Origin of the sequence: Nonomuraea sp. NPDC048901, assembly GCF_040649695.1 — a bacterium.
GTDB lineage: Bacteria > Actinomycetota > Actinomycetes > Streptosporangiales > Streptosporangiaceae > Nonomuraea.
This window is the reverse complement of the sequence record NZ_JBEZFW010000006.1, coordinates 71,824-84,623: the sequence shown is the minus strand read 5'-3', so window position 1 is coordinate 84,623 and position 12,800 is coordinate 71,824. Positions and strand designations below refer to the sequence as shown.

Genomic DNA, 12,800 nt, shown 5'->3' with positions numbered 1-12,800 from the left:
GGTAGATCTTTTACTATCAACCAGTCTTCTTTGGGACATTTCTGGCAAGCTTTTGACCTGCGGTTTAGGGTCGCATGACCTCTTGGAGCTCCGTTGACCCGTACCTGACCTGCCCTTACGTCACGGTAGCCTCCTTCAGCACGGAAGACGACAGGCCGCCGGTTTTGCCACATCTGTCCCTCTACCCAGGGCTGTGTGGGTAAACCCGGTCTTGCCCGGAAGGTTCCCTCGCACGTCAATGACGCCTGAGATGAAGAAGTACATCGACCTGCTCGAGAGCCAGCTCGGCTACTCCGAGAAGGCCGACGAGTACACCAAGTTCGGCCACTGGTACGGCAAGAACGTCGAGTTCGACGCCGACTACACCTCCGCCCCTTGGTGTGACATGTACCTGTCGTGGGCCGCTCACAAGCTCGGCTACCAGGACTGGATCGGCCAGTTCGCGTGGACCGTGCAGCACGCTGAGTGGTTCAAGGAGCAGGGTGCCTGGGGCCACCAGCCCAAGCCCGGCGCCTTGGTCTTCTACGACTGGAGCGGCTCGAACGACATCGACGCCATCGACCACGTCGGCCTGGTGACCAAGGTCGAGGGCGACAAGATCTTCACGATCGAGGGCAACATCGACGGCGGCGTCGCCAAGCGCAAGGAACGTGACACCAGCAAGGTCGTCGGCTACGGCTACCCGGAGAAGATCAAGACCCGCCTGGAGAACGAGGCCGCCAAGAACCAGGTCGAGGGCGAGTGGGACGCGCAGCACCGGGCGACCGAGCAGACGTCCACCTCCGCGACCGACGTGGGCAAGCTCCAGCTCCCCGACGGCACCCCGCTCGTCGACATGATCCCCCGCATCGGCCAGGGAGGTGCCCCGCTGGTCGCCCGCCCCAAGCAGGCCACGGGCGCGGACACTCCCCAGCAGGCCGCCTCCCCGGCGCCCACGGCCACCCGCAAGTCATCGCCCGCGGCCACCACGAAGGCCGCCGAGCAGGCGCCCAAGAAGGGCAAGCACGCCAAGCCGGCCACCGCCGACACCAACGCGGTCACCAGCAACCCCGCGCCCCTTCCCACCATCGTCGACGCGTCGTCCAGCGCACCGGTGCCCACTCTCTCGTCTCCCGCGCTGATCGGCTCCGCGCTGGTGGCCGCCCTCGCGGTCCTCGCCGTCGCCAAGACCCGGCAGCTGCGCGTACGCCCGGTCCGCGCGGCCGCTGTCGCCGCCCCGGCCGCACGCTCCACGGGCCCGGCCACCCGCCACCGCCACCGCCGCAAGCCCCGCACCGACGCGGCCCCTGTGCTGGTAGGCGCCGGTACGTCCACGGACGCGCTGGTGGGCGCCAGCACGTCCATTGACCTCACCACGCCGTCCACCGACGTCACCATCCCAGCGACGACCCGCCTGGAGCTGGTGGGATCGACCGTCCCGGCCGAGCTTTCGGTGCCGGCAGCGGTCCACCTGGAGCCGACCGAGCCGATCGCCGCGTTGTTGTCCCTCGCCTCGGTCCCCATCCCAGAGGCGACGACGGCATTCGACGCCTTCTCCCCTGTTCGGGAGACGACGCCGGCGTTCGACGCTTTCACCCCTTCCACCCGCCGTGCCGCCACCCCACACCATCTCGGGACCCGCTCCGGGGCTCGTTCCAGCGCCACCGCACGACGCGTCAGTGCCGCGTCGCAGCACCCCGGCGGGCGCACGCCGTACACTAGGGCGACCGAGCCCTGGCCCGCCCCGGGCGAGACGCACGGCTCTCAGACGGGCGGCTACTACGGCCGTCGCCGCCGCAGCGGGCACCCGATCGAGGAACCGGCTCCCTTCACGTCCGAGGGCCCGCTGCGCGGCCGACGCCACCGCTCCCCCGCCCCTCATCCCACCGAGGGGTTCACCCAGGACTCCTCACCCCACGGCCGTCGCCACCGCTCTCCGCTGGCCGCCCCATCTCATCTCGAGCTGTTCGGCACCGAGCCTTTCGACCCCACCCTCCATGGCCGCCGCCACCGAAGCCACGAGAGCTTGGCACCCACCTCCCTGGCTGTGGGAGGCGACGACGAGCGCGCGGCGAACGACCTCCTTTGGGCGGCCAGGCGTACCGGGGACGACCGGCTGCAGACGGCCGCACACACGCAAGGCGGCACCGTCGTCGAGGCGCCGGCACCCCGCAAGCCGGGCTCCCGCAGGGGCCGCCACCGCGCCTGACGGCCCCCGGAAATGCCCGTCAGGTCCACACTTCCGGGGGATGGGCCGTGAGAAGCTGAGCGACGAACTCGCGCCGGCTACGGACACCCGCCTTGGTGAAGATCGATTTGAGATGGTCCTGCACGGTCAGGGCCGTGGTGCACAGGGCCTGCGCGATGTCCTCGGTAGCTCGGCCCTGGACGACGCGCACGGCGACCTCGCGCTCGCGGGGGGTGAGTCCGTACGAGGCGAACACCACCGGCATGATGTCGGCGGCCGAGGCCGGGGCGATCACCACCGCCGAGGCACCATCCGCCTTGCCGCCCATCAGTGAGGCGTGCAGCACGAACCAGGTGCCGTCGCGGCCACGTACCCGAAGCGGAGGAGGAGTACGGCCGCCGGCCACCGCTCCCCTGGCCTGCTCGGCCACCATGACGAACGACGTCGGCACGGTGAAGATCGAGGCCGAGTCATCGGTGAACTCGCCCAGCAACCGCTCGGCCCGCTCATCGGCGCTGACCAGGTGATTGTCCGGCCCCAACAGCACCACGGCGGGCGGCATCGGCGCCGGCGGAGCAGGCGACCGCAGCAGTTGGCCGCGCTGCAGGGCGACACCCAGGTACCGGGCCGCGCGCTGGGCCAGCGCCAGCTCACCGGGCCGGTACGGACCCCGGTCAGGAGCGCGCATGAACGCCGCGCAGCCCCACATCCCGCCTCCGGCGTCGAACACGGCGCGGAGCTCGTCGCCGAAGCCCGCCGGCCCGATCTGCTCCCGGAAGCGCAGGCTGCGCCGCAGGACCCCGCCGGTGGCGCGGCTGAGGGTGTCGGCGCCACGGCCGCTGAGCCGGATCTCGGGAAACCGCGCGGTGTCATCGCCCCAGATCTCCAGCTGTACCGCCTGGTGGAAATCGTCCAGCCTCAGGTCCTCGGTGAGCACCGAGTTGACCAGGCCCGTCGCGGGATCGGTCGTATGCCAGCACACGGCGTCGAATCCGAGCGCGTCCCGCAGCACCGGATCGGCCTGCCGGAACACCTGCGCCGCGGTCAATTCCGCCCCGGCCAGGTCCCGTAGATCGGAGATCACCTGGCGCTCCACTGCCCTGCGCGAGATCACGGCGGCAGCCTAACCGGACGCCCGGAATATCCCAGACTTCTGGGATATTCACGAACTCCACCGCGCTGTGATCATGAGCTGGTCACCCCCCGCCCGGACCAGGAGGTCTCATGACCCCTCGCAGAGTTCCGCGCCGAAAACTCCTCGCGACCGTACTCGCCACCACCTCCCTCCTCCTCTCCACCCTCACCACGATCACGGTCGCCGCGGCCCCCGCCTTCGCCGATGGTCCCTGCTCCACCAGCACCGGTGGCGGCCCCGGCGGCAGCGGCCCCGGCGGTATACCGGACGATCCCGACCAGGATCCGAGCCAGGAGCCGCAGCTGACGCCCGAGCAGATGGAGGCGTACGTAGCGGAGAACGAGAGCCGAAACGGACTGTACGGAGACACGCATGTCTACATGGACAGCGCCGTCCCCCCGCACCCCACGGTGGGTGTGGGCTTCAACCTCGACCGCTCCGACGCGCAAGCCCTGCTGACGGCCGTCGGCGCCAACTACGCCGCGGTGCGTGCCGGAACCCAGGACCTGACCCCGCTGCAGATCATCACCCTGTTCAAGGGCGACTACCGGGCCGCCGTCGCGAACGTCGGCCGGGTGATCGACAACTTCAACGCACTGTCGTCGGCCAGGCAGGTCGTACTGATCGACATGATGTACAACCTCGGCCCCACACGCTTCGGGCAGTTCACGGGAGTGATCAATGCCGTGAAGTCCGGCAACTTCCTCGCCGCCTCGATACAAATGCAGAACTCGAAATGGGCGAAGCAGGTCGGCAACCGCGCCAAGAAGGGCATGAGGCTGATGTCTCAGGGCGCGGTGTGCGACCCAAGGGACATGCCGCGCTATGTCCCTGTCCCCAACGGGGGTGGCGGCGGCTGGACCTCATATCCCGGAGGCGTCGAAGCCATTCCGTGGGGCGGGAACAGTGATTCCGACTTCTGGATGAAGCTCAAGAGCCTCGCCAGCGAGGTTGTCTGCTACACCACGACCGTCACGGTGACCGGTGCGAACGGAACATATTCCGTGTCGACGGTCCGCTGCGACTGACCGAGCGAGCGGCGGCGGAACTCCTGCCGCCGCCGCCCGCAATTGGCCCCGCAAGCCAGACTCCCGAAGAGGCCGCCACCGCGCGGACGCTCCTGATGTCGATGAACCCGGTGTGCCCGGATGGGAACCAGGGGGTTATACCCACCTACCTCACGCGCACCTTGACGCGCTTCTCCGCATCATTGGCATCAAGTGCATTCGGATTCGATTCTCCCGAGAGGCGCGATCGTGAGGCTCAGACTCCTCGGCACGTCCAGCGGTAAGACCGGCTGCCCGGCTCTCTACGAGACCGACCGTGGCACCTACGTCGTCCAGGGCAAGCTCCTGAATGATCCAGAAGCGATAGCTGACCTCGTCGACGTACGCGACGACGAATTCTATGTCGAGGTCCCGCCGGAGGTCCTGAAGCTCGCGCGAGGACCGCGGGAGTGAGCGGAAGGTTCCTGACGCGATCCGAGTGGGTCGAGACCCTGCACGCCTTCCAGCACACCGCGTTCCGGCTCGAAACCCGCGAGAACTACAGCGAGCCCGAAGAGGAACCCATCATCCATCGCTTCCTCGACAGCGGAGAGATCGATGAGTCCTACATGGACGACTGGATCGCCGAACTGGCACCCCGGCTCTCGGCCGGCGAGCGCATGGAGCGGGTTCGCGTCGTATCGGAGCCGCACTCGGACTACACCCGCTTCGGCCTGGCCCTCGCCCGCTTCAACATCCAAGCGGGCGAGGACATCCGATATCTGTCTCGTCCGCGGGCGGCTCGGCTCGACTTGCCGGACCACGACTTCTGGTTGATCGACTCCACTACGCTGCTCATCCTGAGATTCGGGAACGATGACGTTCTCCTGGGCGCCGACCTTGTCACCGATCCCGCTGTAGTCGTGAAGCACTGCTACTACCGGGACGTGGCCCAGCAGTACGCCATCCCGTGGCAGGAGTACACCAAGCAGAATGTCCACCTACGAGAGGGCCCGTGAAGCTCTCGGCATCCGCCTACGTGAGCTGCGGCGAGACGCTCGCCTGACCGGCCGGCAGCTCGCCGAGGCTCACGGCTGGCACCGCACGAAGATCTACAAGATCGAGGGGGGAAAGCAGACGCCCTCGGACGCCGACCTGGAGGCGTGGGCGGCGACCTGCCACGTCCCCGAGCAGACTCCCGAGCTGATCGCCGCGCTGCGCTCCCTTGAAGGCCAGTACGTCGAGTTCCGCCGCATGTTCCGGCGTGGCATGGCAGCCCAACAGCAGACATTCGCCGAAGCCGAGGCAGAAGCCGCCATCGTCCGCAATTTCGAGTCCTGCTTCGTACCTGGCCTGCTCCAGACACCCGAGTACGCCCGTTACCGCCTCCAGGAGGCGATCACCTCCGACGGTGCCCACGATGACCTTGATGAGTCGGTCGCCGCCAGGATGGCGCGCCAGCAGATCCTCTACGCGCCAGGCCGCCGCTTCCACTTCGTCATCACCGAATCCGTGCTTCGGCTGCAGCTGTGCCCACCCGAGGTCTTGGCCGGCCAACTCGACAAACTGGCCGTTGCGTCCACGCTGCGCACTGTGCGATTCGGCGTTATTCCCTTCACAGCGGCCTTCCCGGTCGCCCCCGTGCACGGGTTTTGGATCTTCGATGATCGGTGGGTGTCGGTCGAGACCATCACCGCGGCGCTCACTATCACCCAGGCCCCCGAAGTCGGCACGTATCTGCGCACCTTCGCCCGCCTGGCCGACGTGGCGATCTACGGCCGGGAAGCCCGCGCCCTGATCGAGAACGTTGCCGACGGGCTGGAGCCTCACCAGTGAAGGCTGATGCACCAAGCTGCGCGCCGCGCCCCACCTTCTGAATAGCGAAGCATCTTGGAGCACAATGCTTCAGAGTGCGTACTCCGAAGTCGTAGCGTCCTGGGCATGGACAGTCACGGGTCCGCATCCCCACGCGACCGCCCGGCAGATCCGGCGTTGACAACACGAGCAGGTCTGCCGACGGGCAACGCCGGCCGACGCGTGGGAGGCGGTATGACCACGGTTGCCGCCCGGGTGCCGTACGTCGTCGCCTACGAGGTCGAGACCGTCGCGCTCGACCTGGCCGTCATCCACGACGTGTGGGCGCTGAGCGGGCGGCGGCTGTCCTACAGCGACCCCAGGGCAGACGATTGGAACCTGTCCGTACTGTGGGCCCGGCAGAAGTGCGATCGGCGTGGAAAGGTCAACTACCAGGAGATGCACACACTCCGGCAGCGGGCATGCATGCTGCACCGGCTATGCCAGGTGTGCGAAGGTCCCGCGCTGGACCCCGGCACAGGGCGCCTGTCCTGGGTTTTCCACGAGAAGACGCACGCCACGACCGGCCGCCTCAGCAAGCCACCGACATGCATGCGGTGCATCCCCGAGGCGCTGGACGCGTGCCCGCATGTCGTGATCATCGTGAGCGGCATGCTCGGCTGGGACTGGCTGAGCTAACTGTGGGGACGCAGCACGAGCCGAAGCCCCAGGACCCCCATCCGGAAGTGGCGAGCCAACTGACGGCAGCGTTGGCCAGGAAGTGAAAGCGGAGTAGTTACGAAACGTGTCTACGTTGAACACGCAACCAGCGCGCCTCCCGCTGTGTAGGCGTCAGCCCGAGCCCAGACAGCACCGTTCGCAACCTTTCATCCCACCATGGCTCAACCGCCAGCAGACCAGCAACGTCCTTGAGGCCGTCTTGGTGGGCTGGGATTACCTGGGTCGCGAGGACGTACATCGGTTCATCGTTAGATCCGTGGGGCACGATTTCCACACTGAGACGCTTTGGCGCCTCATGCGCGCGATCCCAATATGCTTCTGTATCCCACGTCTCGGTGAACCCGACCATGGTCAGCATTTGCTCCATGGCGGCTTCGGCAAAGTGGCCATTCTCCTCGTCTTCGGGACCGAACCAATCGAGGATCAGCCAGCCGTCTTCGTCCTCGAAAGCCTCACGAACCTTCCATTCACCAGTGCCGCCTAGGTCGTAGCCGTAGGCGAGCATCGCCTCATTTGAGACTGTCAGGCCTCCTTCGCCCTGAGGAGTGGCGTTGCCGTATGCCTGGGTTTCATCACCTGCGTTGTGGATCTCGCCGGTCATGGTTGTCTCATCCAATCGGGTGCGTTGGCGTGCTTGGCTACAACAGCAGAAATGCTTCTGATAGGCCCGTTACGCACCTGCGGGTGAGTAACGGCTGCCCAGCTCCGTCGCCACGATCAGGCGCGGCAACCTTCGACCGACCTTGTCATAGTGCGTCGCCTGGTACGGCGCGTTCACGCTGCGGTGCCATACGGCGTGATCCTAAATCCGCTCGTTGCCTGGCGTCAGTGAAGGCTCTTTCCGGTGATCCGTGATCTGACGATGAGCCGTAGGACGTCGAGCTGGGCCATCGCGGCCACCACCGCGACCGTGATCACCCCTGGGGTACGCCACCAGGGCCGGTAGTCAGTGAAGCCGGTTGTTTCGTCCATCGGTTCCGACAGGTCGTACTGCCAGGCCAGCAGGAGGATCAGGCAGTAGAGCAAAGTCAGCGCGACGGATAGCGAAAGCAGCGTTTTGTATGCCTTGGCCCGGCCGCGCAGGAGCGAGAGGTCGATGGCGGCCAGGACCGTGCCGAGGACACCGAACACGAGCGCTATCCCCGAGGTCCATATCCACGCGGCCGCGATCGTCGAGTCGGTGCCATCACCTGGCCCTACTGACAGGTCGGCCAGCCAAATGCCGGCGAAGTTGATCGCCGCATACGCCGCCGCGCACGCGGGCCCGATGAGCGCCAGAACCTTGCCGCGCCACAGACCGCCCTCCGCCGGAATCCGTCTCAGCGCCCGCGACCAGATCAGCAGCGCCAGAGCCGACAGCTGGGCGGCGGCCGCCGCCAGGAGTGTCACGGTCAGGGTGGGCTGGTACCAGCCGGGGAGCAACGTGTCGCTGGTGAGGGGAAGGGCGGGGGCGAGTTCCTGGATCTTCCACAGGACGTCGTCGGCAACGGGGTTGCTCATGTGGATGTTCCACACCCAGAACACATAGGTCAGGCTCAACGGCCCCACGAGCAGAGCAACGAGGTTGAATCGCCGCTGTCGCCGAATCAGCCAGGCGATAGCCCCGATGGCGAGCGCGGCCAGGACAAAGAAGACCGCGATCCCTTGCGTTCTGCCCCACGCGACGGTGTCGAAGTGGGTCATGCCGTAGTCGAGGTAGTCCCGGCTCTGGGCCAGGGCCTTTCTGGCGACCGCTTCCACGCTGGCGCAGACGGCGATGTTCAGGGCCGTGACGATGGCTCCGAACGGGAGTATCGACCACATCAGCGCCGTGGCCGCCCGCACTCGTGGATTCATGGCGATCATGTTCGGTTAGACGCCACGCGACATGATCGGTTCCTTACGCCCTGAGACGAGCACGGCTAACGCGACGTGACGCCGTACTCGCTCGCGAACGTGGCCAGGCTGGAGACGGCGTCGCGGCTGCGTTTCCACGGACGGACGATCAGCCGGTCCACCCCCAGCTCCGCCCAGTCCGCCACCTCCTCCGGCGACGCCAGCGAATACGCGTGCGCCGTCACCGAGCAACGCCGCTCCCCCCGCAGCGCCGCCAGCCGGGACAGCTGCGGCCTGATCGACTCCAGCGTGTGCGGCATGCTGATCCAGCCGTCACACAGTGTCGCCGCCCGGCGCAGGGCGGCCGGCGACTCGCCGCCGCACAGGATCGGCAGCCGGTGCTGTACGGGCTTGGGCTCGAACGCCACCTCGGGAAAGGAGTAGAACCGCCCCGAATGCGTGACCACTGGCTCACTCCACAGCCGCCTGGCCACCTCGATCGCCTCGTCCAGCCGGGCCCCGCGCGAGGCGAACGGAATCCCGGCCGCATCCCACTCCCCCTGGTACCAGCCTGCCCCCACCCCGCAGATCGCCCGCCCCGACGACACCACGTCGAGCGTGGCGAAGGCGCGGGCCGCCACGAACGGGTGGCGCAGCGCGAAGAGGTGTACGGCCGTGCCGAGCCTGATCCGGGAGGTCAGCGCGGCCAGCCAGCACAGGTACGCGGGCGCGTCGAACAGCGGCGTGCCCGGCTTGATGCCCGGCTCCGAGGTGCCCGGGTAGAGGGCCAGTGACAGGTCGGTGCTGAAGACGAGGTGCTCGGGCAGCCACACGGACTCGAAGCCCAGCTCGTCGGCGGCCACCGCCACGTCCTTCCAGGCGGCCGGGTGGATGAGGCCGAGGGGGACGCCGTACCTCACGGGTACCGCCTCAGATCGCCGCCGATCACCAACTCTCGCACACGGGCCCGGTGTACGGCGGAGCCCCCGTACGCGGCCGACAGCGACCACGCCCGCGCCAGCCAGAACCGCAGGTCCAGCTCGTCGGTGTAGCCGATCGCGCCGTGCACCTGCAGCGCCACCCGGGCCGCCAGCGCGGCCGCCTCACCCGCCGCGGCCTTGGCGGCACTGACGTCCCGGTCCACGCTCGGCACCACCGGCTCGTCCACCGACAGCGCCGCGCGGTGCACGAGGGGGGCGGCGAAGTCCAGTGCGATGGCCACGTCGGACAACTGGTGCTTGACCGCCTGGAACGACCCGATGGCCGCCCCGAACTGGGTCCTGACCTGGGCATGCGCCACGGCGGCCGTCAGCAGTTGCCTGCCCACCCCGATGAGCTGCGCCGCCGTCGCCACGGTGGCCCGGCGCAGGGCGGGGACGTACGAGCGGTCCAGCAGTACGGAGTCGTCGAAGGCGACGTGGAACAGCCTCCGGCACGGGTCGGCACCGGGCCGGGGCGCCAGCCGTGCGGACTCCTTGGTGACCAGGTGCAGGCCGTCGGCGCGCGCGACCACGAGCAGGTCGGCCAGGTCGGCGTCAGGGGCGTACGCCTGGCCGGGCAGCAGCACACTCACGCAGACCGATCCGGAAGCGAGCTTGGGAATGTCCTCCAGCAGGTACGGCGCCGCCACGGCGGTCTCCACGACCGGTCCCGGCAGGCAGGCCCGACCGGTCTCCTCCAGCGCGGGCAGCGCGTCCACCAGCCTGAGCCCGAGCCCGTCGGCGTCCGGCGCCAGGAGCAGCCCGAAGAACCCGATTTCGGCCAGCTGCTCCCAGGCCGGGCGGCGTTCGGAGCGCAGCGCGGCGGGTGGGCAGTGGGCGCGCAGCACATCCCGTACGGTCGCTCCCAGGGCCAGTTGCTCGTCGGTGAAGGCGAAGTTCATGGAGCCGCCGTTCGTCGATCAGAGTTCGTGGAGCCAGAGTGCGTCGGGCTGGAGTTCATCGGGGCAGCCCCAGGACTCGTTCGGCGATGATGTTGCGCTGGATCTCGTTCGTGCCCGCGTAGATGGGCCCCGCCAGCGCGAACAGGAACCCGTCGAGCCACGGCGTCTCCCCCGCCCGCTCGCCGAGCAGCTCCATGGCCAGGGTGTGCATCCGCAGGTCCAGCTCGGACCAGAAGACCTTGCCCATGCTGGACGCGGACCCGATCTCGGCACCCGACATGAGCCTGCGGGCGGTGGCGAAGGTGTGCAGGCGGTACGCCTCGGCATCGGTCCAGCACCGGACTGCCCGGTCGGCGAGTTCGGGACCCGCGTCACGGGCCAGGTGGACGAGCCGGTCGGCGGTGGCCAGGAAGCGGCCGGGGCTGCGCAGGGCCAGACCGCGTTCGGACGACGTGGTGGCCATCGCGATCCGCCAGCCCTCGCCTGGCGCGCCGAGCACCATCGAGTCAGGCACGAAGACCCCGTCGAAGAACAGCTCGGCGAACCCCGGCAGCCCGTCGAGCTGCGCGATCGGCCGGACCGTCACCTCTTCGGCATCGAGCGGGAACAGGAAGTACGTCAGCCCCCGATGCCGACCCTCCTCCGAGGTACGAAAGAGGCCGAACCCATGCGAGGCGTAGGCGGCGCGGGAGCTCCACGTCTTCTGCCCGTACAGCCGCCAACCACCCTCCACCCGAGTCGCCCGGGATTTCAGCGCGGCCAGGTCGCTGCCCGCCTCCGGCTCGGACCACGCCTGCGCCCAGACCTCGTCGGCCCTGGCCATCCCAGGGAGCCAGCGCCGTCGCTGTTCCTCCGTGCCGTACGCCATCAGGGTCGGGGCCAGCAGGAAGATCCCGTTCTGGGTGACCCGGCCGGGGGCGCCCGCGGCCCAGTACTCCTCCTCGAAGATCAGCCACTCGATGAGAGAGGCGTTCCGCCCGCCGTACTCCTCCGGCCAGGAGACGGCGGACAGCCGGGCGGAGGCGAGCAGCGCCTCCCACGCGCGATGCGCCTCGAAACCCTCGGGAGTGTCCATCGACGGCAGCCCATCGGGTACGTGCCGGGCCAGCCAGTCGCGAACCTCGGCACGGAATTCCTGCTCGGCCGCGGAGAAGTCGAGATCCACGAAGACCAACCTAGCGCACGCTTGGTCGCGTCGCCAGATAGCGGTGTTCGGACATACGCTGAAGCGGTGCAAGGACTGCTGCTCCGCCTGTCGACTCTGGACACCGACGCGGAGAGCGCCGTGCGCGTCATCGCCTATTTCGACTCGCTGGTACGCGACCACGTGAGCGTCCCGGTGCTGCTCTCGGCGACCGCCCACCTGACCCAGTGCCCCGTGGGCCTGCTCGACGCCGCCACCGGCAGGGCCACCCGCAGGCACCCCGGCGGTCAGGTCGACCACATCGACCACATTGACCAGCCCGGCACGGTCAGGGAACTGGCCGCCGGTCTCGGCACGGTCTGGATGGAGCGCGAGGGCACCCCGCACGGGCTGGACGAGATCGTCCTCGAACGGTTCGCGGCCGCGGCGGAGGTCACGCTGGAACGCGCCGTCGCGCTGGCCCGGGAGGGCAGGGACCCGGCGCTGGTGGAGCTGGCGCTGTCGGCGGAGACCGGCGAGGCCGAGCGGGCGCGGGCGCTGCGGCTGCTGGGGTTCGATCCCGCGACGCCGCTGCAGGCGCTGGCCATCGCGGTCCCCGCGGACGAGGGCTTCGCCCTGGTGCCCGGCCTGCGCACGATGGGGCACCACGTACGCGCGGCCCGGATCGGCGACACGGAGGCGGTGCTGGTGGCCTCCGCGCTGCCACGCCTGCCCGACTCGGCCCGGGTCGGCATCGGTCCCGAGCTGCCCGGTTCGCGGGTGGCCGAGTCATGGGCGGGCGCGCGTACAGCGCTGCGCTTCACCGGTCCGCAGGACCGCGTGGTGCGCTGGACCGAGCTGGGCGCGCTGGCCCTCTACGCCGACGTGCCGGACGCGGCGATCGCCGAGCTGGCCGACGTGCGGTCGATGGAGCGGCTCGGCGACGAGGGCCGCACGGCCGTGCGGGCGCTCTGCGCCGAGGGCTCGGTACGCCGGGCCGCCACCGTCCTGCACCTGCACCACAGCTCGATGGCCGTACGGATCGCACGGGCGGAGTCGGCCCTGGGCTTCTCCCTCGCCGACTCCGCCGGGCGCCTCCGCGCCCACCTGGCCCTGGCTCTTGTACGGCTGCGCGCCAACGGCGAAACAGGATGATC

Annotated in this window: 13 protein-coding genes; 7 read left to right on the top strand and 6 right to left on the bottom strand. The window is 68.8% G+C overall.

What is annotated here, in order from left to right; all coding sequences use genetic code 11:
- Window positions 1-238 precede the first annotated feature (238 nt).
- On the top strand, window positions 239-2,188 hold the full coding sequence (locus tag AB0C30_RS21625) for a CHAP domain-containing protein (RefSeq protein ID WP_357946571.1): 1,950 nt from the start codon (window positions 239-241) through the stop codon (window positions 2,186-2,188).
- Window positions 2,189-2,207: 19 nt separating this feature from the next.
- On the opposite strand, the gene AB0C30_RS21620 is transcribed toward AB0C30_RS21625, so the two are convergent.
- A complete protein-coding gene (locus AB0C30_RS21620; RefSeq protein WP_357946568.1) occupies window positions 2,208-3,281 on the bottom strand; it encodes a helix-turn-helix transcriptional regulator in 1,074 nt (357 codons plus the stop codon).
- A 110-nt stretch (window positions 3,282-3,391) separates the two neighbouring features.
- Between AB0C30_RS21620 and AB0C30_RS21615 the strand changes: the two genes are divergently transcribed.
- The 5 genes from AB0C30_RS21615 (at window position 3,392) to AB0C30_RS21595 (ending at window position 6,781) form a co-directional block, all read left to right on the top strand.
- Window positions 3,392-4,330 (top strand): hypothetical protein, encoded by a 939-nt coding sequence (locus tag AB0C30_RS21615; protein ID WP_357946565.1) that lies wholly within the window; start codon window positions 3,392-3,394, stop codon window positions 4,328-4,330.
- A gap of 228 nt (window positions 4,331-4,558) precedes the next feature.
- Window positions 4,559-4,762, top strand: coding sequence for a hypothetical protein (locus AB0C30_RS21610; protein ID WP_357946562.1), 204 nt, complete (start codon window positions 4,559-4,561; stop codon window positions 4,760-4,762).
- Window positions 4,759-5,307: a DUF6879 family protein gene (locus AB0C30_RS21605; RefSeq protein ID WP_357946559.1), complete on the top strand. Its 549-nt coding sequence runs from the start codon at window positions 4,759-4,761 to the stop codon at window positions 5,305-5,307. Before AB0C30_RS21610 ends, AB0C30_RS21605 begins: the two co-directional genes overlap by 4 nt.
- Window positions 5,282-6,124, top strand: coding sequence for a helix-turn-helix transcriptional regulator (locus AB0C30_RS21600; protein ID WP_357946556.1), 843 nt, complete (start codon window positions 5,282-5,284; stop codon window positions 6,122-6,124). The genes AB0C30_RS21605 and AB0C30_RS21600 overlap by 26 nt, the downstream gene beginning before the upstream one ends.
- A 213-nt stretch (window positions 6,125-6,337) precedes the next feature.
- Entirely contained in the window at window positions 6,338-6,781 is a 444-nt protein-coding gene (locus AB0C30_RS21595) for a hypothetical protein (RefSeq protein WP_357946554.1), read from the top strand.
- A 97-nt stretch (window positions 6,782-6,878) separates the two neighbouring features.
- On the opposite strand, the gene AB0C30_RS21590 is transcribed toward AB0C30_RS21595, so the two are convergent.
- The 5 genes from AB0C30_RS21590 to AB0C30_RS21570 all read right to left on the bottom strand — a co-directional run bounded on the left by AB0C30_RS21590 (window position 6,879) and on the right by AB0C30_RS21570 (window position 11,685).
- Window positions 6,879-7,424, bottom strand: coding sequence for a hypothetical protein (locus AB0C30_RS21590; protein WP_357946551.1), 546 nt, complete (start codon window positions 7,422-7,424; stop codon window positions 6,879-6,881).
- Window positions 7,425-7,648: 224 nt separating this feature from the next.
- Entirely contained in the window at window positions 7,649-8,659 is a 1,011-nt protein-coding gene (locus tag AB0C30_RS21585) for a hypothetical protein (RefSeq protein ID WP_357946549.1), read from the bottom strand.
- Between the two features lie 65 nt (window positions 8,660-8,724).
- The gene (locus AB0C30_RS21580) at window positions 8,725-9,558 is read right to left on the bottom strand and encodes a TIGR03619 family F420-dependent LLM class oxidoreductase (RefSeq protein ID WP_357946546.1); all 834 of its coding nucleotides are present in this window, start codon (window positions 9,556-9,558) and stop codon (window positions 8,725-8,727) included.
- Window positions 9,555-10,520 (bottom strand): acyl-CoA dehydrogenase family protein, encoded by a 966-nt coding sequence (locus tag AB0C30_RS21575; protein ID WP_357946543.1) that lies wholly within the window; start codon window positions 10,518-10,520, stop codon window positions 9,555-9,557. The genes AB0C30_RS21580 and AB0C30_RS21575 overlap by 4 nt, the downstream gene beginning before the upstream one ends.
- 55 nt (window positions 10,521-10,575) lie before the next feature.
- Complete coding sequence (locus tag AB0C30_RS21570; RefSeq protein ID WP_357946541.1) at window positions 10,576-11,685, bottom strand: acyl-CoA dehydrogenase family protein; 1,110 nt, start codon at window positions 11,683-11,685, stop codon at window positions 10,576-10,578.
- 66 nt (window positions 11,686-11,751) lie between these two features.
- On the opposite strand from AB0C30_RS21570, the gene AB0C30_RS21565 reads away from it, so the two are divergent.
- Entirely contained in the window at window positions 11,752-12,798 is a 1,047-nt protein-coding gene (locus tag AB0C30_RS21565; protein WP_357946539.1) for a helix-turn-helix domain-containing protein, read from the top strand.
- Window positions 12,799-12,800: the final 2 nt, after the last annotated feature.

What these genes read in the sequence shown, in the direction of transcription:
- AB0C30_RS21595 (WP_357946554.1), top strand. Translation starts at nt 6,338, where the DNA reads ATGACCACGGTTGCCGCCCGGGTGCCGTACGTCGTCGCCTACGAGGTC.
- AB0C30_RS21615 (WP_357946565.1), top strand. Translation starts at nt 3,392, where the DNA reads ATGACCCCTCGCAGAGTTCCGCGCCGAAAACTCCTCGCGACCGTACTC.
- AB0C30_RS21585 (WP_357946549.1), bottom strand. Translation starts at nt 8,659, where the DNA reads ATGAATCCACGAGTGCGGGCGGCCACGGCGCTGATGTGGTCGATACTC.
- AB0C30_RS21600 (WP_357946556.1), top strand. Translation starts at nt 5,282, where the DNA reads ATGTCCACCTACGAGAGGGCCCGTGAAGCTCTCGGCATCCGCCTACGT.
- AB0C30_RS21575 (WP_357946543.1), bottom strand. Translation starts at nt 10,520, where the DNA reads ATGAACTTCGCCTTCACCGACGAGCAACTGGCCCTGGGAGCGACCGTA.
- AB0C30_RS21590 (WP_357946551.1), bottom strand. Translation starts at nt 7,424, where the DNA reads ATGACCGGCGAGATCCACAACGCAGGTGATGAAACCCAGGCATACGGC.
- AB0C30_RS21625 (WP_357946571.1), top strand. Translation starts at nt 239, where the DNA reads ATGACGCCTGAGATGAAGAAGTACATCGACCTGCTCGAGAGCCAGCTC.